Origin of the sequence: Janthinobacterium sp. PC23-8, assembly GCF_002250505.1 — a bacterium.
In the GTDB taxonomy this organism is placed as follows: domain Bacteria; phylum Pseudomonadota; class Gammaproteobacteria; order Burkholderiales; family Burkholderiaceae_D; genus Janthinobacterium.
Genome location: NZ_NJGY01000003.1, coordinates 845,267 through 867,203 on the forward strand (window position 1 = coordinate 845,267; position 21,937 = coordinate 867,203).

Below are 21,937 nucleotides of genomic sequence, written 5' to 3' on the forward strand. Positions count from 1 at the left end.
CTTGCGCCTTACACCTGGCCGGGCAGCGGCAACGGCGTCACCGTCACCTGCACATCGAGCTCCTGCCGCCCGCCGCCGAGCACGATGCCGCGCATTGGCGTGACGTCGCTGAAGTCGCGGCCCCAGCCCAGGGTGATGTGTTCGTGCTGCACCAGGCAGCGGTTGGTCGGGTCGAAATCGATCCAGCCCAGCGCGGGGCAATACACCGAGACCCAGGCGTGCGAGGCGTCGGCGCCGACCAGGCGCGGCTTGCCGGCGGGCGGGTGGGTCAGGATGTAGCCGCTGATGTAGCGCGCCGGCAGGCCGATGCTGCGCAGGCAGCCGATCATCAGCTGGGCGAAATCCTGGCACACACCACGCCGGCCGCGCAGCACCTGTTCGAGCGGGGTCGAAATCTCGGTGGCCTTGCTGTCGAATTCGAAGTCGTCGAAAATGCGCTGGGTCAGCTCCAGCGCCGCGTCGAGCTGGGGCCGGCCCGGCGTGTAGCTGACGCGCGCGTAGGCTTCCAGTTCCGGGAACCACTTGACATGGGGCGAGGCATACAGGTAGCGGCACGCCTCCAGGGTGGCGGCGCTTTTTTCCTTGCCCATCATGTCGCGCACGCTCTCCCACGGCAGCGTGGCCGCGATGTGCGCCAGGTCGGGGCGCGCGCGCAGCAGCACCGTCGATTCGGCATGCACCAGCAGGCTGTCGTGCGGTACGGTGATGGCCACGTGGCGGATGCGGTTGCCAAAATAATCGACGCCATCCTTGCCTTCACTGATGACCGGATCGAGCCAGGTCAGGTGCGATTCGGTCTGCTGCCAGCCAAACGAGCGCGGCGCCATGTGCAGGTATTGCTGCGACAAGGTGACCGTGCTCTGATAGCGGTAGCGCGTCTCGTGCACCACGCGGTAGCGGGCGCACGCTGCGGCGCCGGCGGGCCAGTCACTCATGATGTGCGTTTCCTTTGCTGGCCATTGTCGGTGTAGCTGAAAAATTGCACGCTGATGTGTTCGGACAGGGCCGCGCTGGCCAGCTGGATCCGGTTCAGCAGCGCGCTCAGGCTGGCGTTGCCGTAATTGAGGTCGGTGCCCGGCGCCAGCGCGTTCAATTCATCCTTCAATGGCGCCAGCAGGTGTTCGCCGCAGGCGCCATGGGTCTGCGCGATTCTGTGCAAGGTGCCAAGGATGCCGTCGATCTGGAACAGCACAGAGCGCGGATTGCTTTCGTCGCACAGCAGCAGGTCCAGCACCGGCAGCCATTCGGGCTGGGCGCGGTAGCGGGCGCGGTAGGTGACGATGCTGTCGGACAGTTCGAGCAGCCATTCCAGGTTGGCGTTCCGGTCCATCGCCAGTGCGCGCTGCAGCACTTCGCACTGGAATTGCAGGCGCTCGAGACGGCGGCCGATCGACATGAAGCGCCAGCCCAGGTCGCGCGTCATGCCGTCGAGCGCGAAGCCGGCCAGCATCATCAGCGAGGCGGCGGCGTCGTCGAGGATGGTCATCGCCGCCGACTGCGATGGCCGCTCGCCGGCGTGCACCGCCGGCTGCACCATGCGATTCAAGGCACGCCAGTTGTCGACCGAAAAACGCTCATGCAACTGGCCGGCCACCTGGTGCAACTGGCGCTGCTGCCGTGCCAGGCCGGGCACGGCCGGCGAGACCACCGCCAGCAGCAGGGCCGATTCGATTTCGGCGTCGCTGAAGATGGTGGCGGGCGGCACGCCGGCGGGCTTCTGGCTCATGACTTGCGCACCCTGGCTTTGCGACTGCGACTGCGACTGGCCAGGCTGCAGCGGCGCCGGCTTGCTGGCGGCGTCGAGCAGCTGGAAATGGATGCACAAGGCTTCGACGGTGGGCCACTCGGCGCCGCGCTGGTCGAAGCGCACGTTGAACAGGAAATGCAGCGCCACCCGCAGCAGGCGGCCGGTATTGTCGCAGCGTTCGGCGTGACGGCCGAACCACAGCAGGTTTTCCGCCACCCGGCTCGACAGATTGGTGTCTTCGCGCACCAGGTTTTCGCTGGTGATGCTGCGGTGCTGGGGCCGGTGCACCTCTACCCTGGCGCGCGCCTGCACCCACGTATCCTTGCTGGCGCCGCCCATGTGCATGGTCAGCACGCGCGCATCGTGGCCGGTAGCCACCCGCGTCAGCCCGCCCGGCATCACCACGTAGCCATTCGGCGTGGCGCAGGCGAACACGCGCAGGCCGATGGCGCGCGCCTGCAGGCCTGAGGCGGCGCCGCCTTTCCACACCGGCGCCTGCGACAGCCGCACCACTTCCTGGGCGATGAAGTTGTCGGGATTGGCGCGCAGTCCGGCGATAAACGCCTCGCGCGCCGCGCCGTCCAGGTCTTTGCCGAACACCGCCGATTGCGGGCGCTGGGAAAAACTGGGTTTGATGACCAGCCGGTCGAGCTTTTCGATCACGGCCTCCAGCGCCGCCGGCTCGCCGCACCACCAGGTGGCCACCGAAGGCATCTTCAATGGCTCGCCCAGCAGGCGGCGCGACAGCGCCGGCAGGAAGCCTAGCAGGGCGCCCGATTCGAGCAGGCTCGAACCGAGGCTGTTGGCGACCAGCACATTGCCGCGCCGGGCCGCCTGGGTCAGGCCCGCCACGCCCAGCATGGAGCCGTCCAGCTCCAGCGGGTCGCAGGCTTCGTCGTCGACCCGGCGCAGGATCACGTGCACCCGCTGCAGGCCGGCCAGGGTTTTCAAATACACCACGCCGTCGCGCACGGTCAGGTCGCCGCCTTCGACCAGCGGCATGCCAAGATAGCGCGCCAGGTAGGCCTGTTCGTAATAGCTGGCGGTGCGCGGACCGGCCGTCAGCAGCACGATCAGCGGCATGTCGCCGTCGCGCAGCGGCACCGGCTTGTCGCCGCTGGCCGCGCACAGCCGTCCCCAGTGCACCAGGCTGTCGTGCATGGTGCGGAAGAAGCGCGACAGCGGCTGCACTTTCAGCTCGCGCAGCAGGTCGGGGAAGGTGGGCGAGATGATGGCGCGGTTTTCCAGCGCATAGCCGGCGCCCGACGGCGCCTGGGTGCGGTCGGCCACCACCCACCAGCCGCCATCGGGCGCACGCGCCAGGTCCACCGCGTAAAAATGCAGGGCCACGTTGTCATGATGCGGGATATCGTGGCAGGGGCGCAAAAAGCCCGCATGGCCGTGGATCAGCGCCGGCGGCAGCAAGCCCTCGCGCAGCATCTGCTGCTTGCCATAGACATCGCCAAGGATCTGGTTGAGCAGGCTGGCGCGCTGGATCACCGCCGCCTCGATGACGCTCCATTCGTCGGGCGGCAGGATCAGCGGCAGGGCGTTCAGGTCCCACGGCCGCTGGCGGCCGTCGCGGTCGGCCGGCACATTGTAGGTGACGCCGTTTTCGCGCACCTGCCGCTGCACCATCTCGTTACGCTGGCGCATCATGCTCGGCGCTTCGTGCTCCAGGTTGGCCAGCATCGCGCGCCAGTGCGCGCGCGGTACCCTCGCCGCGTCCAGCATTTCATCGAAGCTGTCGGGCGCGGCCAGGTAATGAGCGAGAAGAGGAGAGGGCATGGGCACGCGTTGCGAGTAGATTGCAGGATCGCAACAATAGGTCAATACGGCTGCCAGCGCAAGTCCAGGGTCATCGGGAAGCTCGGATTGTGTGCCTCTTTCATCACAGTCATCGGGCCAGGCGTGTGGCCGTGTGGCCAGAAACGCGCAAAACGGCGCGCTTCGGCGGCGTTGGCGTTGACGGGCGAACCGACCTCGCTGCGTCCGCCCGGATGCACCACGTGGTAGGTGCAACCGCCGATCGCGCGCCCGCTCCAGGTGTCGACCAGGTCGAATGTGAGTGGCGCCTGCACCCGGATGCTCGGATGCAGCGCCGACCACGGGCTCCACGCGCGAAAGCGCACGCCGGCCACGTATTCGCCGGGCACGCCGGTCGGATGCAGCGGCAGCATGCGGCCGTTGCAGGCGACGATATGGCGCCCGTCCGTCAAGCCGCGCACCAGCAGCTGCATGCGTTCGACCGACGAGTCGACATAGCGGGCCGTGCCGCCGGCGGAGACTTCTTCGCCCAGCACGTTCCACGGCTCGATGGCCTGGCGCAGTTCCATTTCCACGCCCTCGTAGACCACGGTGCCGAAGCGCGGGAAGCGAAATTCGATGAAAGGCTCGAACCAGTGGTCCTCGAACTGGTAGCCGGCCTCGCGCAAGTCGCGCGCGACATCGCGGATGTCCTGGGCGACAAAATGCGGCAGCATCCAGCGGTCGTGCAGCGCCGTGCCCCAGTGCACCAGCTTGGCCTGGAACGGCTGGCGCCAGAAGCGGGCCACCAGCGCGCGCAGCAGCAGCATTTGCAGCAAGCTCATGCGCTCGTGCGGCGGCATCTCGAAAGCGCGGAATTCCACCAGGCCCAAGCGGCCGGTCGGGCCGTCCGGCGAATACAGTTTATCGATCGAAAACTCCGAGCGGTGCGTATTGCCGGTCAGGTCGACCAGCATATTGCGCAGCAGGCGGTCGACCATCCACGGCTTGTCGCCCGGGTGCATGGTTGGCAGCACCTGGTCCATCTGCTGGAAGGCGATGGCCAGCTCGTACAGATTGTCGTCGCGCGCTTCATCGACGCGCGGCGCCTGGCTGGTCGGCCCGATAAAGGTGCCCGAGAACAGGTACGACAAGGCAGGATGCACCTGCCAGTAGGTGATCAGGCTTTTCAGCAGGTCGGGCCGGCGCAGCATCGGGCTGTCTTCGGCGGTGGCGCCGCCGAGGGTGGCGTGGTTGCCGCCGCCGGTGCCGGTATGGCGGCCGTCGAGCATGAATTTTTCGGTGCCCAGGCGCGTCAGGCGCGCCTCCTGGTACAGGGTGGACATGTTATAGACCAGCTCATTCCAGCTGGCCGCCGGATGGATATTGACTTCGATCACGCCCGGGTCGGGGGTGACGCTGAGCAGCTTGATGCGCGGGTCGCGCGGCGGCGGATAGCCCTCGATCCACAGCTTCATCTTCAGCTTCGATGCGGTGTTTTCCACCGCCGTGACCAGCGCCAGATAGTCCTCGATACGCTTTAAGGGCGGCATGAAGATATGCAGGCGGCCGGCGCGCACCTCGATGCACAGCGCGGTATGGATCACGTCGCGCGCGGCAGGGTCTTGCGGCGTGCGCGCCCTGGCGGTATTGTCCGCAGTTTTTTCCGCCCCTTTGGCGGCGGCCAGGCCCAGCACCGGGCGCTTGTCTTTTTTCGCTGCCGGCAGCGCGCCGCGCGGCGCGAACGGATCGACATCGAACTCCAGATCGGCTTCGCGCTCTTCCGGCAGCACCCACGGCAGGGTGGCCAGCGGCAGGCGCAGGCCCATCGGCGAATCGCCTTCGATCAGGTACAGGTGCTCGCGCCGCAGCGGCCAGGCCGAGGTGCGCCAGTTGGTGCCGAGCATGACGGAAGGGTCGTAATCGGCCGCCTTCAACGGCAGCACATAGCCGGCCACCTGGCCCAGGCCGTGCTCCAGCAGCCGCGCCAGGCGGCGCCGCTCTTCGGGCGCCTTCAGGTCGGCCTGCAAGGGGTCGAGGTTGCGTGGCAGCGCCTGTTCGCGCTGGGCCTGCAACAGCACGTCCTCGTAGGCGGGGATGGCGCTGTGGGCGGGCAGGCGCAATGTTCTGGTCAGTTCGGCGGCAAAGCTGGCCGCCTCTTCGCTGCCATAGCCGTCATTGACGTGTTCATCGGAGAACAGGGTAGCGTCCAGCCACATCGGCTGGCCGTCGACGCGCCAGAAAATATTCAACGCCCAGCGCGGCAGCGGCTCGCCCGGATACCATTTGCCCTGGCCGTAGTGCAGCATGCCGCCCGGCGCAAAGTGGTTTTTCAGGCGGTGCATCAGGTTGCCGGCCAGTTCGCGCTTGTCGTCGCCGTGGGCAAGGGTGTTCCATTGCGCGCCATCCATGTCGTCGATCGACACAAACGTCGGCTCGCCGCCTTGCGTGAGGCGCACGTCCTGGCGTTTCAGGTCGGCGTCGACCTGCTGGCCCAGCTGGTCGATTTTCTGCCAGTCCGCTTCCGAATACGGTTTGGTCACGCGCGGGTCTTCGTGGATGCGGGTAACCGTCATTTCATGGAAAAACGTGACTTCGGCCTGGTCGGTATAGCCGCTGACCGGCGCGGCCGACGATGGCATGGCCGTGCAGGCCAGCGGAATATGGCCTTCGCTGGCCAGCATGCCGGAAGTCGGGTCCAGCCCGATCCAGCCGGCGCCCGGGATATACACCTCGGTCCAGGCGTGCAGGTCGGTAAAATCTTCCGCCGCGCCGCTGGGGCCGTCCAGCGCCTGCTGGTCGGCGCGCAATTGAATCAGGTAGCCGGACACGAAACGCGCCGCCAGCCCCAGTTCGCGCAGGATCTGCACCAGCAGCCAGCCGCTGTCGCGGCAGGAGCCGGAACGCTTCTCCAGGGTGTCTTCCGGCGCCTGCACGCCAGGCTCCATGCGCAGCAGGTAGGCGATGTCCTGCTGAAGGCGCTGGTTGATGGCGACCAGGAAGTCATTGGTCAACATCGGCTGCGCCAGCAGGGCCGCGCGTGCGGACGCCACCCATGCGGTCAGCAGCGGCCCGGCCGGTTCCGTGACCAGGTAGGGGCTCAGTTCCGCCGTCAGTTGCTCCGGGTAGGCGAACGGAAATTTTTCAGCGTATTTTTCAACGAAGAAATCGAACGGGTTAATGACCGTCATGTCGGCCACCAGATCGACCGTGAAGTCGAGCACGTCAGTTTTTTCCTGGAACACAAAACGGCCGATGTAATTGCCGTAAGGATCTTGCTGCCAGTTGATGAAATGGTCCTGCGGCTGCACTGTCAGCGAGTAGGACAGGATCGGCGTGCGCGCATGGGGTGCCGGGCGCAGGCGTACTTCGTGCGGCGACAGATTGACCAGACGGTCGTAACGGTAACTGGTCTTGTGGTGCAGCGCGATACGGATAGCCATGCGGAGTGCCTTTTCGATGTTGGGCGCGACCTGGAGCGTCGCGATAAGTTGGGTAAAGCATGTTTCATACCTGAACCGCAAGCGTAACATGCCGCGCACCGCAGGCACGCTTCTTGATAATAGTGGGGTGCTAAGATGCTTTATTGCCTGGACTATCCTGCAACGCACCGCGCCGACGCCAACCGCGCCGCACGGCGCACCATGATGGTGCAGGCCACTCCGATATTGAAAGCGATGACACCATGTGGCTGCGTACTGCCTGCAAGCTGGGCTTCACCCTCGACAGTCCGACTCCGTTCATCCTCATGTTGCGCCCACGTAGCGGCGCCTGGCAATGGGTGGCGCGCGAGGCCTACACGCTCACGCCAAGCGTGCCGGTGGCGGAATTTACCGATATGTATGGCAACCTGTGCCAGCGCCTGGTGGCGCCGGCCGGCGAATTTGCCATCGAGACCTCGGCCGACGTCATGACGGCGGACGCCATCGATGTGGCGTTTGGCGCGCCGTTCGACGCCGTGCAATATCTGCCCGACGCGGTGCTGGCCTTTCTGCTGCCGAGCCGCTATTGCGAAGCCGAGCAGTTCCCGACCATGGCCGGCGAGATCGTCGCCGGCGCGGCGCCCGGGTATGACCAGGTGGCCGCCATCTGCGACTGGATACGGCGCGAGGTGCGCTTCGATCCGGCCACGGTGTATGGCCAGATGACGGCCACCGAGGTCAACTTGCGGCGCGAGGGCGTGTGCCGCGACCTGGCGCACCTGGGTATCGCCCTGTGCCGCAGCCTGTGCATTCCGGCGCGCATGGTGGTGGGGTATTTGCACGATCTGGTGCCGATGGACCTGCACGCCTGGTTCGAGGCCTGGGTGGGCGGACGCTGGTACACCTTCGACCCCACGCAGGAACTGGCGCGCGGCGGGCGCGTCACGCTGGGCCTTGGACGCGACGCCGCCGACGTGGCGATCTTCAACCAGTTTGGACCGGCGTTGCCGCCGCATCGGATGCAGGTAACGGTGCAACTGCTGGAGGCGCCGGTGTAAACAGGTGTTTGATGCCGGTCTTCTTGCAGGAATCGACCACCTTGTGCACGAAGGTCAGCTTCTCCAGCACCGGCGTACTGAGCTTGAACGGATACGAGTCCGGCGTGCCGATGCTGCGATTCAAGCTATTGAGCACGTAAGTGAGGGAAAACCAGTCGGACAGGGTGTCGTCGAAGGTGTCGACCCTGGCCGGCAGGGTCACGCCGTCGATCGACGGTTCGTCGGCCTTGGCCGGCTTGAGCGACAGGCCGCAGGCGTGCGCCGTTTCCAGGGTGTCGATCATGTGCAGGTAATGGGCCCAGGTTTCGGCCCAGTCTTCCCACGGGTGGGAGCTGGCATAGCTGCTCACGAAATGCTGGTCCCAGTCGCTGGCCGGACCTTCCTTGTAGTGGCGCTGCAGCGCTTCGCCGTAATCGGCGCTTTCGTCGCCAAACAGGGCGCGGAAACCGTCTGTCCATTCGCTGTCGGCCACCAGGCGGTCGAAATAATAGTGGCCGCTTTCATGGCGGAAGTGTCCCAGCAGGGTGCGGTAGCGCTCGTGCATCTGTTCACGCGTGCGTTCGCGCTCGGCCGGATCGGCTTCGGCGATATTGAGGGTGATCAGCCCATTGTCATGGCCCGTCATCACGCATTCGTCGGTCACGCCGTCTTCCAGGAACTGGAACGCCAGGCCGGTTTCCGGTGCATCGTCTTTCGATGCCGGCGTCAGGTTCAGCGACGCCAGCGAAAACAGCAGCCGGCGCTTGGCCGTTTCCAGGCGCGACCACAAGACCAGGTTTTTCTCCGACGACAGCGACGGAATCACGACCGTGAACTGGCAAGACTCGCACAGTTCGTGCGGATCGTCGGCGGCGATCATCCAGTTGCAGACATTATGCTCCACATAATTGCCGCACTGCTTGTACAGCTTGCCGGCATCCCTGGTGTTCAGGCTGCGCCACAGGCCGTCGTCGGCCGCTTCGTAGCTGTTGATGGTGCGCAGCGCGGGCTCATAGCCGAGCATGCTGTCGCAGTTGGAGCAGTGGGTGTTTTCAAAAAATACCTGGTTTGAACATTTGTCGCAATGAAACGTTTTCATGGGGCACCGGTGAGAGGGGTTATGGATCTTCTGATGGCATAATCTAACAGCAAACACGGCGTTGCGAGGGGCGTGTAGGACAAGCACCCGTTATCGTGCGCCGCCGACGCGCGCGGTTCTCCCGGACGTGTGGTGATCGCCATTGATGCGACAATCGCATGTCGCCAGCCATCCACCCCACGAAAGCCAGCCCCACATGCCCACCCCCACGCCGCGCCGCGGCTCCTTGCTGCTGCTGTTACCGATTGCCCTGATTCTGCTTGCCATCGCCGCGCTGTTTGCGTGGGTCGGCGGCTGGTTCGGCAATTACCAGCTGACTCCGCAAAAAATGATGGACTTCGCCCAAACGTCGGGCAAGCAAGCGCCGGGATTCCGACGCGCCCACAGCAAGGGTGTCTGCTTTGCCGGCACGTTCGCGCCCATGCCCAAAGCGGCCAGCCTGTCGAAGGCGCGCGCGTTCTCGCAGCCGTCGATTGCCGTGATCGGCCGCTTTTCCGCGCCCTCCAACAACCCGTATGCGCCGGATGGCGCCTCGCCGGTGCGCGGCATGGCCGTGCAGCTGAAAACCGACGATGGCCAGGAGTGGCGCATTGCGATGAACAGCTTTCCCTTTTTTGCGGCCGCCACGCCGCAGGCATTCCAGGCGATGAACGAGGCCGGCAAGCCCGATCCGGCCACCGGCAAGCCCGACCCGGAGAAAATGCAGGCCGTGCTGGCCGCGCATCCCGAGATCGCCGCGTTCCAGGCGTGGGCCAAAACGGCGCCCAGGTCCGACAGCCTGGGCAGCACCCGCTTCAATGGCGTCAACGCCTTCCAGTTGACAAACGCGCAAGGCGAAGCTCGCATGGTGCGCTGGTCGATGCGCCCGCGTGCGGCGTTCGTGGCGATGACACCGGCGCAGCTGAAGGCGGCCGATGCCGATTTCCTGATTGCCGATTTGAACCAGCGCCTGGCCGCCGGCCCGCTGGCATGGGACATGGTGGTGCAAATCGCCGAGCCTGGCGATGCCGTCACCGACCCATCCAGGGCCTGGCCCGACACGCGCAAGGAGGTCACCATCGGCACATTGACGTTGGCGCATGCCGAGCCGCAGGCGAGCGGTCCTTGCCGCGACCTCAATTTCGATCCGTTGATCCTGCCGGACGGCATCAAAGGCAGCGACGACCCCATCCTGCGTGCCCGTTCGGCCGCCTATTCGGTCTCGTTCAACCGCCGCGAACGCGAAATCAGCGCGGGCAAGTCCGCTTATCCAGTCAGCCAGAACGCGAGCGCCCGATGAACCGCCCACGCCACTTCAATCTGCTCGCCCGCCTGCTGCACTGGGCCATGGCGCTGGCCATATTCGCCATGCTGTTTGTCGGCGCCGGCATGGTGGTTTCCTTGCAATACCGCGCCCAGCTGCTGGACCTGCATCGCCCGCTCGGCATCGCCATTTTGCTGCTGGCCATCGTGCGCCTGGCCAACCGCCTGAGCCGGCCGACGCCGGCGCTGCCTGCCGACCTGCCGGCCATCCAGAAATTGGCCGCGCACGCGTCGCACTGGCTGCTGTATGTGCTGATGCTGGCGATGCCGCTGATCGGCTGGGCCATGCTGTCGGCCGGCGGCTATCCAATACCGATGTTCGGCGGCGCGCACCTGCCGGCCATCCTGCCGCACAGCCCCGAGGTCTACGGCATGCTGCGCCCGCTGCACGGCGCGCTGGCCTATCTGCTGTTTTTCACCATCCTGGCCCACCTTGGCGCGGCGCTGTTTCACGCCTGGGTGCGGCGCGACGAGGTGTTTGGCCAGATGGCCAGGGGTGAAAGAGAGTAGATGAACCGGGGTTTCTGCTCCAGCGGCACGTAGATCGATTCGCTGGGCGCCGGTGGCGCGACATCGGACAGCAGCTTGCCGGTTTCGGTGTCGTAGCGGAAGGTCTCCGCTACCTGTCCGGTTGCCACCCGCATGATGCCGGCGTCCAGATCGTCGGTGACGCTGATGGTTACCGGTCGCTGGGTCGGACACGCCACACTGGCGCCGGTGTCAAATCCTTTGCCTGCCTGCGCCGGCTTGATCAGGCATCGCGCCGCCCCGGCGCGCCCCAGTTCCAGCCAGCCCTCTTGTGTGATGCGGTGCTGGTAGATCGCCCGGCCCCGCACATCCATCGTGGTGAACAGTTCGCCGCGTTGATAGGTGCGTCCCTGGCAGTCCATGCTTTTTACTCCCACCACGTTGTGCGTCAGCAGGCCCGCTTCGTCGATGTAGTAGTGGCCGATCTGGGTGCCGGCGTTGAGCGGCCAGCGCAGGTGCATATGCATGTGGGGTGGGGCGTCGGCATGGCCGTGCGGGAAGTTGGTGTCGAAGCCCATCGCCTGGATGGCGCCCAGCTTCTCCTGCGCCACGTAATCGCACAGACCGGTGCGCCGTATCACCTCGCGCTGGGCAAACTGCAGGTTGTCGGCCGCGCGCCTTTGCCGTACGGGGAAGGCGCCGTGCGCATAGGCACCAGCGCGGCGCGCGATGTCGGCGTGCTCGAAGCGCAGCACCATGCCCGGCTCCACGATATGGGTGGCGAATTCCCCGGCCGTGACAGCGTCGCTGGCGACTGGCGGCAGTGACACGGTGACGATATCGTCCGTGGTCGTGAACCGCAGGTCGCCGCTTTCCAGTACCACCCGTTTCACACCGTTGCGCGCGGCGCGAAAGCGCAGCTCCAGCGTGGTGGAATACGCCAGCCCGGGAAGATACTGGGCGGTGGTGGTGCCGGCCCTGGGGTTGGTATCGTACTTGATCATCTGGCGGTATTCGCGGTAAGTCGCCCTGGACGACGACGCGGTCACGCCCACGTCGGCATTCGCACCCGCTTCGAACAGGCTGTCCAGCGTGAGCAGCCTGGTGCGGCGCTTGACTGGCTGGTAGGTAAAACCCTGCTGGACGTCGCCCAGCGCAAAGCGCCCGCCGCTGGCGGTCGGCACCATCGCCGAACCGGGGCTGGTGAGGGTTTCGTAGCGGGTTTCGGTGTCCTTGTCGGCGTAGTGGCCGGCAAAGGCGGACAAGTAGCTGCGCTCGCCGAAGCGGTATTCGAGCTTGGTATTGAGGCTGGCGCGCTCACGCAGGTTATCGAACGCGTAGTCCTGGTTACGCACGGGCGCCTGCTGGCCGCTGGCCGTGTAATACGTCCAGCCGGCGCCGGTGGTGTCGCCGGGCAGTTCCGAGAAGGCGCTCGACGGCAGCCGTTGCAGTTCGGCCGAGACCACGATGCCGAACTGGCGCCGGTCGCCGAAGATGGCCGCGCCTGTGGCATCGGCCCGGCCCGAGTTCTTTTTGTCGGACAGGAATTTGCCGGCGCTCGAATTGCACCCGGCGAAAGCGTTGGCGACAAAGAAGCGGTCCTGGTCGCGGGCAAAGGCGCTGCGGCTCACCAGGTTGACCTGGCCGCCCAGCGCGTGCGGGTCGTATTCGGCGGTGACGGTCTTGATGGCCTGGATTTGCGACACCAGGCCCGCCGGCAGCATCTCCAGGCGCGCGCCCCGGTAGGTCTGGTCGGACGAGGCGATCGGCACGCCATCGACGGTGACCAGGTTGTAGCGGCTGTCCAGGCCACGGATGGTGGCACATCTGGTAGATGTCGCGGTTCTTGGTGGCGTCGCCGCCGCCCACCACCGACAGGCCTGGAATGCGGCGCGACGCTTCCACGATATTGAAGTCGGGCAGCTGGCCGATATCATCCTGGCTGACGGCGTCCAGGATTTGCCGGGTCGCCTTTTTGGTCTGCACGGTGGCGCTTTCGGCTGCCCGCAGGCCGCTGACGACGACCGTCTGCACTTCCGGCGCCGGTTCCTGGGCTTGCGCGGGCAGGGTCATCAGGACCGCTGCCGCGAGTGGCAGCAGGGGAAGGGAGGCAAGACTGTTCTTGATATGCATATGACTGCTCCAGAAAGGGCTGTTTCGATGTGGTCCGGTTGCTTTTCCGGTCTGTGGGGATCGGAGAAAATGGTAGCAACGATGTACCGGCTTCGAAGGCCTTTATCAGTCAGTTTTAACGGTGAAAAGTGGTGCTATCTGATGCGTGCGCCGATGACTTGCACATCGGTGGTGCCGGAGGCGCGCAGCGCACATTGCAACAGGATTTCAAACGGCCGCACGCTGCCGTCGGGCCGCACTGCCTTGGCCAATACGGCGCGCAGGCGTTCGCGGTTGAGCAGGAAATCCATGCCAGCCTCGGTGCCGACCGACGAGGTGCCGCCGATCATCAACCCATGGCCGTTGCCGCTCAGGTTTGGGGTACAGGCCAGCACCGCGAAGCCATGCGTTGCTCGCTCGGTGCCGGAAAATTCGTACATCGCGCTCACCTGCGGCAGGGGCATCGTTGCGCACCAGGATTTTGTCGTTGGGGACGTCGAGGTCGATGTGGTAGTTGAGGCGATCGCGAAACAGTGACACCCATGGGTTGGCGTCGGCCGTGCCCACCAGCACCGCGTTGGCCTGCTTGAGTTCATTGAGTTGCAGGCCGCGTGCATAGCGCACCCGCAGGCCATGCGGTGCGGTGGCCGCCAGCTTGCCCAGTTCGACGGCCAGGGTCACCGAGATCACGCCCGTGTAGCGCCGCCAGTGGAACGGCGATGCCGGGCCATGGGCGTTGTTGTCCGCAGGAGAGTCGAAGCGCTTGGCGATATAGTCGTCGAGCGAAATCTGGCGTCCGATGGCGCGCTGGTGCATCACCAGTTCGGAGGCGGCGGGAATGAACAGCGTTTCGTGGCCGGCGAACAGCAGCGACTTCCAGAATGCGTCCACCGGATCGGCGCGCTTGTCGGCGGCGGCGAACGCGCCGACGATGGCGATCAGCAGCAGGGCGGCAAAGGCTCCGGACAGGGCGCGTCATTTGCGGGCGACGAGCAGATCGCGCCAGCGTTTGGGCTCCACGGGCTGCGCTTCGGGAGCAGGATCGACGGGCGCCATGGGCTCGGGCAAAAATGGCGAGGGCGAGGGCGAAGACACCACAACCTCGTTGGCTACAAACACCGGGCTGTACGAGCCGCGCGGAATGGCGATGCGCACCGGGCCAAGCAGACCTTCGAGTTCGTAGTACCTGGCCAGGCGTTTTCTCAGCATGGCCGCCGTGGTGCGCACGATGGTGTCCTCGGCCGGGATGTAGTTGTCTGGCCGGCCAAAGATGTGGATGCCGATATGCTGCTCGGTCAGGCGTATGGTCTTCTGCGTGAGGGCAGCTTCGCAGACGTAAGCCAAAAACGAGGACAGCGGCTCGCTGCGGGAGAATCCGGCGCTTGCCAGTATCTTCTCCAATGCCAGGCGTTCGGCCGACGGTGCTTCCGGTTCCATTTCCATCGGCGCAGGATAACAAGCCAGTGTGACTGGCGCGCGAGCGGCGACGAGGTGTTCGGCCAGATGGCCAGCGGGGAGATGAATTGGATGGCGGGTCGTCGAAGCCGCCACCGCCGTGGCGAAATTCGATGCGCAGTTTTGCATTGCGCGATATTTTTCTTGATGTTTCAGAAATCCTCCGCCACGACGAAGGTTTTCATGTCCTTTTAAGCGGCGCCCTGGAGCGCTTTTTCAAGGTGCGCCAGGCCACCGTTCTCCTTGGTCAAGACGCAGGAAAAAGCACCGCAGCCCGCGAGCAACGGCGGCAGGCAGATCAGGAGGAGGACTTTTTTCATTTTTTATCATAACAAACCGGCGGACGAAGCTATGAACATCGGCCCGATGTCCCTTCGCCACACGCTGTCTGCAGGTCTGGCTTCGCCGAGAGTGAAACGGTCAGACGGATTTTTCTGCAAAACTGACCCGCGTGTAGTGCCTTGTAATGCCGTGTAATTGATATGCGGTGCCGGAAGCGACATGCTGTGGTCACGGGGCGAGCAAACAGAACCGGCGCGAGCGCGAGCGAGCTTCGAACCTGCAGCTGCCTCGCGAAGTGATCGCCCCGGTGCCTGTGCACCACGGGTCTTGCCCATAACCTCACATTCTCACGGAGCTTCACCATGACCATCGTCAGCTATGTTAATGACAGCAAGCAACTCACCGCCAGCGACACCGCCGCCCTCGGCGCCGGCACGCCATATTCGATCAGGCTGGTCAACCAGTCGGCCTCGCCCTTCAAATTCTATGTGTATCAGCAACTGCCGAACCAGCAGTCGGCAAATGTCTTCTCGTTGGCCTGGTTTTGCAGCCCTTACAATATCTCGCCGGGCAACCAGATCACCTTCCAGTGGAGTATCGATTACGGTTTCGTGTGGGGCGATTCGGGCGTGATCCAGCCCGGCGTGACCTTCAACGCCAGCGGCAACACGTCGGCCGATCCACAGAGTACCAACTCCACGATCTTTTCCAACTCGCAGTCCGCGGGTCCGAATCTGAGCGCTCCGATACCTGGCCAGCCGCAGGGCTCGCTGATCATCAGTGACGCCGCCAATGTACCGTCCAACGAGTTTTCCGTCGGCGTGAGCATGAGCGGCGCGGGCACCTTCGTGACCAACGCCGGCCCCAACCTGACACACACCTTTACGCCAACGCCGACCTACTGGATCGCCGCCGGCACCAACGTGCAGGTCGGTACCGTGATGGATATCACGACGGTCAACCAGAATGCCCAGGTCATCTTCCCGCCGAATGTCTACAGCCTGACCTACAATCTGAATCCCTCGAACCAGTGGGTGCGCGCCTGAAGCGGCGTCAGGGCATGACGATCATTTTCCACTTGCAGCGGAGTTGATATGGCATTCCATATTTTTTCAGGCATACCCGGGCGCGTGGTATCGGTGCAGGTTGACGACCAGGGCTTGTTCAACGTTGTGGGGCAGGGTCAGGCGCATGAGTTGTTGGTCAATTTGCACTATGCGCAGGTGCATGTGGCCGGTGCCCCGGCCGTCCGGCAGGCCCAGCGTCTTCCTGGCATTGCGAACGGATCGCGGCTTGAAGTGATCTTGCTGAACGACCAGGTCAGGCTGCAGCCACGTCCCTGACAGGGCGCCGCCGCTCGGCAAACGCAGTACCGTGTGCCCCGGCGGCTTCCCGCCCGGGGCACGCGGATCAGGAGGGGCAAGCCATGGGCAGCGTTCAACAGTATGATCTTTTTTTTCTCAACAAGAGCGGTAGCGGCGGCAATGTCTGCGTCTACCAGGATGCGGGCAATGTCAGTTGCAGCGATGGTAATCCTGGCGCCTTGGCCTGGATGGTCTGCGGCGCCAATCCGGATGTGCAAATCGATTTTCAATGGAAGGTGGCGTACGATTGCGCGTGGTTCAACGTCACCGTGCCCGCCACGCAGCAACTAAAGGCCGCCGATGCCATCACCGGCACTTCCGTCGTGCTTGCCCTGGGCCAGTACGGCTACCTTTTCACGCCGGCACCGGCGCCGCCCGTACCGGGCACGCTGTCGGTGCAGGGCGACTACACCATCCCTACGGTCAATAATGTGCTGCTGGGGATAGGCATGAGCGGGGCCGGGACGTTTGCCTTTCCCGCCCAACCCAATGTGAGCCATGGCTTCTCGCCGGCAGGCAACGAGTCGCTGGCCTATTGGGTGGCCTTCGGTGGCGACTTTCAGCTCAATCGGCCGGTCAGCCAGGTGACGCCGTCAATCAAACCGCTGTGCATCCGCTTTCCCGCCGGCGTGTTTGCCGTGACGGTGACGCTCACGGCCTCGAATATCCTGCAGTATGTTCCCGGTCCACCAGCGAGCACGCTGCGTGCAGGCGCGCCGGCGACACGCAATATGGTGTATCGGGCCGGCCAGGAGGGCTGACTTTACATACTGTGCGCTGGCAACGTCGCCGGCGCCGGCACGAACTCGCCTTCGAGAAGTGAGCCGCGCACAATGCGAAACGGCAGCGCGCCGATACGCACCTCGCCGCGCCGGCGCTCGAGGACCGCCTCGCTGTCGCTCGATGATGGCAGCGCGCTGGCCAGATGGCGGCGGGCGCGGTAGATGTGAATGTTCAGGTGACCCGTGTCGAGCCCCAGCATTTTCGCCAGCGCGTCGACTGCGATCCATCCTTGCCCACTCGGGTCGCCGCCACAGCGCGCATCCTTCAGCCTTTGCCGCGCCAGCGTGACGAGGAAATAATGATGGGCGCGTTCACCGAGGTCGATATGTTCGCCGCGTTCGAGCGCTACGTGCAGAAAAGTATGTTCCTCATCAAGGCTGACGTTGAACTGCAGCAGCGCCAGGCGGTTGACGGTGGCCGGCAGCAAGCGGCTGAAGAAAGGACCAGTGCGGTAGGTGTTCATCTCGATGACCTCTGTGGTGGAAAGTAATATTGCTTACTTATCAAAAATCGTGCCAGTCACCGTCCGGCTGGCCGCCCGCAGTTTCCTGAAGGAATAGTCAAACTGTGCGTCAATGGCGCTGCCACTGACATGTCAACAGTCCTGCCTTTACACGCCACCGCCAACCCGGCATCATGTTGATACCCACAACTTGCGAGGAAGCGCCGATGGTGTCGCTGGACAACGAGCAAACCCTGACGTCGGCACTGTCGATGCCGCAACATGGCGCGCATCGCCTGCTGGCGCTCACCATCCTCTGGCATCCCGACCTGGCACGGATCGGCGAGCAATTCATCGCTGGCCCTGGCATGCCGGAACTGGCGCTGAACCGCTATGCGCCGGCATTTTGTCACCCGGGCAAAGAACCGCTCCCGTTGGGCGAACGTTGCATTGCGCGCGAGCCGCTGCTGCTGCAGGCAGGCGCGGTGGGCGGCCTGACGCTGCGTCCGCCGGCCAGCCGCATGCTCGTCACGCTCGACGGCGTGCCACTGGCGGCGCCACTGGCGATCGACGCTGCGCGTCTCGATGGCGGCCTGGTGCTGGAGTTGGGGGGCGCCGTGCTGCTGTGCGTGCACTGGGCGCAGGGTTTGCCGAAACTCGAGCAGTACGGCGAATTGATTGGCGTCAGCAGCGGCATGCGAAAAGTGCGTGAGTTGATACGCCAGGTCGCCGCCACCGAACTGCCGGTGCTTTTGTTGGGCGAAACCGGCACCGGCAAGGAGCTGGCAGCGCGCGCCATCCACGCCACCAGCCTGCATCGCGACGGGCCGCTGGTGGCAGTTAACATGGCCGCGCTCAACGACACGCTGGCTGCGGCCGACCTGTTCGGTGCCGCCAAGGGCGCTTACACGGGCGCGGAACGCCTGCGCGACGGGTTTTTTGCCGAGGCGGCCGGCGGCACGCTATTTCTCGACGAGATAGGCAATGCGCCGGTGGCGGTGCAACCGATGCTGTTGCGGGTGCTGGACGGGGGTGAATATCGACCGCTGGGCGCCGCGCGATCGATGCAATCGCGCGCGCGGCTGCTGGCCGCGACCGACCAGGACTTGGCCAGCACGAATTTCAACCAGCCACTGCTGCGGCGCCTGGAAAGTTTTGTGATCGAACTGCCTGCGTTGCGCGCGCGCAGGGAAGACATTGGCTTGCTGACCGCGCACGCGATGCTGGCCTGGAATGCGGCGGCCGGCGTGCAAGTTTCCTTGCCGGTGGCGCTGGTGCGCGATATATGCTGCCATGAATGGCCGGGCAATGTGCGCCAACTGCGCAATGTGGTCGGGCGCGCACTGCTTGCCTTGCAGTCAGGCGTGGCTCCTTTGCTGTCGTCGCTGGTGCCGGTGGTGGCGTGCGCCGAAGATGCCGCCGCCGCGCCGCGCCGGAGCGACCTGGCCGGTATCGAGCCTGGCGCCGTGCTCGATGCGATGGATGCCAACGCCTGGCAGATCCGGGCTGCGGCACTGGCGCTGGGCGTATCGCGCCCATCGATGTACAAATTGCTGGCAGCCCACCCGCTGATACGCGAGGCGGCTGCGATTCCATTCGATGAATTGCGCCTTGCGCTGGCTGCGGAGCAAGGCGATGTCGAACGCTGCGCCGGAGTGCTGAGGACTCCCTGCGAGGCCCTACGCCGCCATCTGCGTAGCCAGGGCCTGATGGGTTAGTGGGCCATGTTGGCGTGTCGTGCAGGCTTTACTTGAGCGTGCCTGTACTGCCCACTTCCATTTCCGGATCGAACCAGAATACCCGCACCTCGCTGACGGCGCCGACCCCGCGTGTAATGCGCACGGTCACTACCATCGAAAAATCCCAGATGCCCGGGCTGACGCCGACATCGAGCGAGCCTTTCCAGGTCTGGTTGACGACGCGTTCGCCGCCAGGCTTGAGCGGATTGACGCTGGCGTAGAAATCGAGCGCCATCGGGTAGCAGGACCCGACCGCCTGCAGGAACGGCGAGGGTGGGGAATACAAGGTGTCCAGGCCCCGGCCGCGCTGGATTACCTGGGGCCGGGTGATGATCACGCAATCGATGACCTGGAAAGAGTCGAAAGCGTTGGTGCCGGTGGTCGCGCCGCTGGCGGAAATGCGCACCAGCAATTGCTCCCCCGGTGCAAAATACAGGCTGGCGGTGTGCACGCCTTCGACCGGTTCTGGCACGGGCGTGGTGGAGGAAACAGGTGTGAAATAGTGATCCAGCGCGCTGCCGTGCTGGTCCGCGTCAAAAGACAGGTGCAGCAGGGCCTGGGCAGGCGGCGTAAGCGAGATAGGATGGGTCATCGTTTATTTTCCATGGCGAGGGTTTGATAACGTGAGTCGCGCCGCAGCGCGACGAGCTCGGGTTCGCTCTCGATGGCAGAGAGCGGGTAGCCCAAGTCGGTGGCGCTCACCAGATGGGCAAGGGCGGCGTTGCGTTTGCCGCTGAGCTCATTGGCGAGCGCTGCGCGGAAGCGCACGTCGGGGTTGGTCGGCGCAACGGCTGCGCCGCGCTCGGCCCATTTCAGCGCATCGGGCACATTGCCCAGGTGGGCGGCGTACAGGCCCATGCGCGTAAGGAAAGTGGGGTCGTCCGGCGCGCGCGCCAGCATCGGCTGCAGCAATTGCATGGCGCGCCGGTAGGCATCGCGCGCGGCCTGCTCGCGCCCAGGCAGCCAGCTCAGCGCGTCGGCCAGGTTGGCCCATTTCAGGTAATCATTCGGGCCTCCCTTGACAGACGACACGGCATGCTCGAAGGCGGTACTGGCGCCGAGAAAATCGCCGCGCGCGAACAGTGCCGCGCCCAGGTTGGTATACAAGGCGCCGCTGGGCTGCATGCGCAAGCCTTGCTGCAGCACGCTCAGTGCCTCGTTGCCACGGCCAAGGCGGGACAGCGCGGCGCTCAGGTTGGCGTAGCCGAGCACGGCGTCGGGTTCAAGTTGCAGGCCTTGGCGAAAAGCCTGTTCCGCCCCCACATAGTCGCCCTGCTGGAAGTGCAGTGTGCCATCGAGGTCGGCGAAGGTGCGCTCGCGTGGCCAGCGTGTCCGCGCTCGGACGATCAGTTCGCTGGCGGCATCGTGGCGCTGCATGCGCAGCAGCACATTGATCTTGGCGTGCAGCGCGGACACGTCGTCGGGGTCGAGCGCCAGCGCGCGGTCGGCGGCGGCCAGCGCATCGGCGCCGCGGCCTTGCAGTGCTGCCACCCAGGACTGCGCCGCATGGGCCAGCGCCAGCTGGTCGTTTTCTCGCAGCGCCAGTGCGGCGCCGGTCGCCGCCCGGGTCAGCCAGGTCTCGTCGCGGCCGTCGCCGACATAGCGCATGCTGTAGGCCAGCGATTGCCCGGCAGTCGCCCCGGCATGGTTGGGGTGGTGCGCAAGAATGGCGCCAAATTGCTGCAACGCCTGTTCGATCGCGCCGTCGCGGTCGGTGTGGCGCAAGGACTCCAGGCCCGATTGCATCAATGCGGAGTCGGAACGCCAGGCGATCGGGGCTTGCCATGCTGGCGCCAGCGGCACCAGGGCGAAGGCGGCTGCGGCCAACAGCAAGACGCCGCTGCCCAGCAGCATGGCCCGCCGGGGCAAGCGCCTGGTTCGCCACCAGCGTGGCGTGGGGGAATAGGTGGGAGCCGGACCTTGACCCGGACCCGGTCCCGGTCCCGGACCCGGTCCCGGTCGTGGCGCTGCGGCGGCAGTGCCGCGCAGTACGGCGATACGCGCACGCACGGCACTCATGCTCTGCAAGCGCAACGATGTGTCGCGCGCACACATCGCCAGTATCAATTGCAGCAGATCAGGATCGAGGTGGACAGGGAATTGCCATTGCTGCGCGCTGGAATGCATGTGCGCGCTGGCCAGCGCCAGGCCATTCAGGCTGGCAAACGGACGCTCGCCTGTCACCAGTTGATACAGCACCACGCCGAGCGCATAGATGTCGGTCGCCGCGCTTGATGGGAGCCCGACCAGGCGCTCTGGCGCCATATAGGCGATCGTGCCTTGCGCATCTTCCGGCGCGCCCGACTGCGTGGCAAGCGGATCGATATGGCGCGCCAGGCCGAAATCGAGGATGCGTACGGTACCGCCCGGTTCGAGCATGAGATTACTGGGTTTCAAGTCGCCATGCACCAGGTTCGATGCGTGCGCTTCGGCCATGGCGGCGGCAACCTGGTCGATGATATCGAGCGCGCGCGTGATGTTGCTGGCGCATTCGGCGACATGGTCGCGCAGGGTGCTGCCGCGCACCAGCTCCATCACGATGTACTGGGAACGGCCGTCATCCTCGAAACCGAAGATATTGACAAAGGCAAGATGCTGCAGCGACGCGGCCAGGCGGGCTTCCCGGATCAACTGCTCGCGGCCCGCCTCGCCACCGGTAATGGCCAGACACTTCAGGGCGACGCTGCGATACAGCAGTTGGTCCCATGCTTCATACACCTGGCCATAGCCGCCTTCGCCGAGACATTGCCGCAATTCATAGTGTCCGACGCTAGCTACATTTGTATTGGGCGCCAGAGTATAGGCCATGGCACTGCTCCATGATAGGCGGTCGGTCACAAGGAAGACATTGCCTGAAGAGTATCATATTTAATATATTTATAGTTAACAATGTTCTTTTGAGAGAATATTTTCCTGATTGACCGATCCCGGCTTCGCCG

18 protein-coding genes are annotated in these 21,937 nt (G+C 64.9%); 8 read left to right on the forward strand and 10 right to left on the reverse strand.

The window, feature by feature from the left end:
- Positions 1-8: 8 nt before the first annotated feature.
- From CD932_RS23365 to CD932_RS23375, 3 genes are read right to left on the reverse strand one after another with little or no spacing between them, the layout of a single operon-like run.
- Positions 9-935: a transglutaminase family protein gene (locus CD932_RS23365; protein ID WP_094445208.1), complete on the reverse strand. Its 927-nt coding sequence runs from the start codon at positions 933-935 to the stop codon at positions 9-11.
- Complete coding sequence (locus CD932_RS23370; RefSeq protein ID WP_254926735.1) at positions 932-3,535, reverse strand: circularly permuted type 2 ATP-grasp protein; 2,604 nt, start codon at positions 3,533-3,535, stop codon at positions 932-934. The genes CD932_RS23365 and CD932_RS23370 overlap by 4 nt, the downstream gene beginning before the upstream one ends.
- A gap of 41 nt (positions 3,536-3,576) precedes the next feature.
- Positions 3,577-6,936, reverse strand: coding sequence for a DUF2126 domain-containing protein (locus CD932_RS23375; protein WP_094445211.1), 3,360 nt, complete (start codon positions 6,934-6,936; stop codon positions 3,577-3,579).
- Between the two features lie 242 nt (positions 6,937-7,178).
- Here CD932_RS23375 and CD932_RS23380 point away from each other — a divergent pair, with 242 nt between their 5' ends.
- Positions 7,179-7,973, forward strand: a complete 795-nt coding sequence (locus CD932_RS23380; protein WP_094445213.1) for a transglutaminase family protein — start codon at positions 7,179-7,181, stop codon at positions 7,971-7,973.
- Here the strand turns inward: CD932_RS23380 and CD932_RS23385 are convergent.
- Complete coding sequence (locus CD932_RS23385) at positions 7,900-9,051, reverse strand: putative zinc-binding metallopeptidase (RefSeq protein WP_094445215.1); 1,152 nt, start codon at positions 9,049-9,051, stop codon at positions 7,900-7,902. The genes CD932_RS23380 and CD932_RS23385 overlap by 74 nt on opposite strands.
- Positions 9,052-9,247: 196 nt before the next feature.
- Between CD932_RS23385 and CD932_RS23390 the strand changes: the two genes are divergently transcribed.
- Together CD932_RS23390 and CD932_RS23395 are read left to right on the forward strand one after the other, a co-directional pair.
- On the forward strand, positions 9,248-10,330 hold the full coding sequence (locus CD932_RS23390) for a catalase family peroxidase (RefSeq protein WP_094445216.1): 1,083 nt from the start codon (positions 9,248-9,250) through the stop codon (positions 10,328-10,330).
- The gene (locus CD932_RS23395; protein WP_094445218.1) at positions 10,327-10,863 is read left to right on the forward strand and encodes a cytochrome b; all 537 of its coding nucleotides are present in this window, start codon (positions 10,327-10,329) and stop codon (positions 10,861-10,863) included. Before CD932_RS23390 ends, CD932_RS23395 begins: the two co-directional genes overlap by 4 nt.
- Here CD932_RS23395 and CD932_RS23400 read toward each other — a convergent pair.
- The 3 genes from CD932_RS23400 to CD932_RS23410 form a co-directional block, all read right to left on the reverse strand.
- Positions 10,803-12,758, reverse strand: coding sequence for a TonB-dependent receptor plug domain-containing protein (locus CD932_RS23400; protein ID WP_094445220.1), 1,956 nt, complete (start codon positions 12,756-12,758; stop codon positions 10,803-10,805). The genes CD932_RS23395 and CD932_RS23400 overlap by 61 nt on opposite strands.
- Before the next feature lie 403 nt (positions 12,759-13,161).
- Complete coding sequence (locus CD932_RS28460; RefSeq protein WP_141213355.1) at positions 13,162-13,824, reverse strand: hypothetical protein; 663 nt, start codon at positions 13,822-13,824, stop codon at positions 13,162-13,164.
- A gap of 84 nt (positions 13,825-13,908) precedes the next feature.
- A complete protein-coding gene (locus CD932_RS23410) occupies positions 13,909-14,517 on the reverse strand; it encodes a hypothetical protein (protein WP_094445223.1) in 609 nt (202 codons plus the stop codon).
- Between CD932_RS23410 and CD932_RS28465 the strand changes: the two genes are divergently transcribed.
- The 4 genes from CD932_RS28465 to CD932_RS23425 all read left to right on the forward strand — a co-directional run bounded on the left by CD932_RS28465 (position 14,502) and on the right by CD932_RS23425 (position 16,795).
- Entirely contained in the window at positions 14,502-14,720 is a 219-nt protein-coding gene (locus CD932_RS28465; RefSeq protein WP_141213356.1) for a hypothetical protein, read from the forward strand. The two genes, CD932_RS23410 and CD932_RS28465, sit on opposite strands and share 16 nt — an antisense overlap.
- 312 nt (positions 14,721-15,032) lie before the next feature.
- Positions 15,033-15,716, forward strand: coding sequence for a protein rhiA (locus CD932_RS23415; protein WP_094445224.1), 684 nt, complete (start codon positions 15,033-15,035; stop codon positions 15,714-15,716).
- Between the two features lie 48 nt (positions 15,717-15,764).
- On the forward strand, positions 15,765-16,013 hold the full coding sequence (locus CD932_RS23420; protein ID WP_094445226.1) for a hypothetical protein: 249 nt from the start codon (positions 15,765-15,767) through the stop codon (positions 16,011-16,013).
- An 83-nt stretch (positions 16,014-16,096) separates the two neighbouring features.
- A complete protein-coding gene (locus tag CD932_RS23425; protein WP_094445228.1) occupies positions 16,097-16,795 on the forward strand; it encodes a hypothetical protein in 699 nt (232 codons plus the stop codon).
- 2 nt (positions 16,796-16,797) lie between these two features.
- On the opposite strand, the gene CD932_RS23430 is transcribed toward CD932_RS23425, so the two are convergent.
- On the reverse strand, positions 16,798-17,280 hold the full coding sequence (locus tag CD932_RS23430; protein ID WP_094445229.1) for a hypothetical protein: 483 nt from the start codon (positions 17,278-17,280) through the stop codon (positions 16,798-16,800).
- Between the two features lie 173 nt (positions 17,281-17,453).
- Between CD932_RS23430 and CD932_RS23435 the strand changes: the two genes are divergently transcribed.
- Positions 17,454-18,977, forward strand: a complete 1,524-nt coding sequence (locus tag CD932_RS23435; protein ID WP_094445231.1) for a sigma 54-interacting transcriptional regulator — start codon at positions 17,454-17,456, stop codon at positions 18,975-18,977.
- A gap of 28 nt (positions 18,978-19,005) precedes the next feature.
- Here the strand turns inward: CD932_RS23435 and CD932_RS23440 are convergent, their stop codons facing one another.
- Both CD932_RS23440 and CD932_RS23445 read right to left on the reverse strand, forming a co-directional pair.
- A complete protein-coding gene (locus tag CD932_RS23440) occupies positions 19,006-19,590 on the reverse strand; it encodes a hypothetical protein (RefSeq protein WP_094445233.1) in 585 nt (194 codons plus the stop codon).
- Positions 19,587-21,806, reverse strand: a complete 2,220-nt coding sequence (locus CD932_RS23445) for a serine/threonine-protein kinase (protein ID WP_094445235.1) — start codon at positions 21,804-21,806, stop codon at positions 19,587-19,589. Before CD932_RS23445 ends, CD932_RS23440 begins: the two co-directional genes overlap by 4 nt.
- Between the last annotated feature and the right edge of the window lie 131 nt (positions 21,807-21,937).

Coding starts and splice junctions, on each gene's coding strand:
- CD932_RS23365 (WP_094445208.1), bottom strand. CDS start 935: ATGAGTGACTGGCCCGCCGGCGCCGCAGCGTGCGCCCGCTACCGCGTG.
- CD932_RS23370 (WP_254926735.1), bottom strand. CDS start 3,535: ATGCCCTCTCCTCTTCTCGCTCATTACCTGGCCGCGCCCGACAGCTTC.
- CD932_RS23375 (WP_094445211.1), bottom strand. CDS start 6,936: ATGGCTATCCGTATCGCGCTGCACCACAAGACCAGTTACCGTTACGAC.
- CD932_RS23380 (WP_094445213.1), top strand. CDS start 7,179: ATGTGGCTGCGTACTGCCTGCAAGCTGGGCTTCACCCTCGACAGTCCG.
- CD932_RS23385 (WP_094445215.1), bottom strand. CDS start 9,051: ATGAAAACGTTTCATTGCGACAAATGTTCAAACCAGGTATTTTTTGAA.
- CD932_RS23390 (WP_094445216.1), top strand. CDS start 9,248: ATGCCCACCCCCACGCCGCGCCGCGGCTCCTTGCTGCTGCTGTTACCG.
- CD932_RS23395 (WP_094445218.1), top strand. CDS start 10,327: ATGAACCGCCCACGCCACTTCAATCTGCTCGCCCGCCTGCTGCACTGG.
- CD932_RS23400 (WP_094445220.1), bottom strand. CDS start 12,758: ATGATATCGGCCAGCTGCCCGACTTCAATATCGTGGAAGCGTCGCGCC.
- CD932_RS28465 (WP_141213356.1), top strand. CDS start 14,502: ATGCGCAGTTTTGCATTGCGCGATATTTTTCTTGATGTTTCAGAAATC.
- CD932_RS23410 (WP_094445223.1), bottom strand. CDS start 14,517: ATGCAAAACTGCGCATCGAATTTCGCCACGGCGGTGGCGGCTTCGACG.
- CD932_RS23415 (WP_094445224.1), top strand. CDS start 15,033: ATGACCATCGTCAGCTATGTTAATGACAGCAAGCAACTCACCGCCAGC.
- CD932_RS23420 (WP_094445226.1), top strand. CDS start 15,765: ATGGCATTCCATATTTTTTCAGGCATACCCGGGCGCGTGGTATCGGTG.
- CD932_RS23425 (WP_094445228.1), top strand. CDS start 16,097: ATGGGCAGCGTTCAACAGTATGATCTTTTTTTTCTCAACAAGAGCGGT.
- CD932_RS23430 (WP_094445229.1), bottom strand. CDS start 17,280: ATGAACACCTACCGCACTGGTCCTTTCTTCAGCCGCTTGCTGCCGGCC.
- CD932_RS23435 (WP_094445231.1), top strand. CDS start 17,454: ATGTTGATACCCACAACTTGCGAGGAAGCGCCGATGGTGTCGCTGGAC.
- CD932_RS23440 (WP_094445233.1), bottom strand. CDS start 19,590: ATGACCCATCCTATCTCGCTTACGCCGCCTGCCCAGGCCCTGCTGCAC.
- CD932_RS23445 (WP_094445235.1), bottom strand. CDS start 21,806: ATGGCCTATACTCTGGCGCCCAATACAAATGTAGCTAGCGTCGGACAC.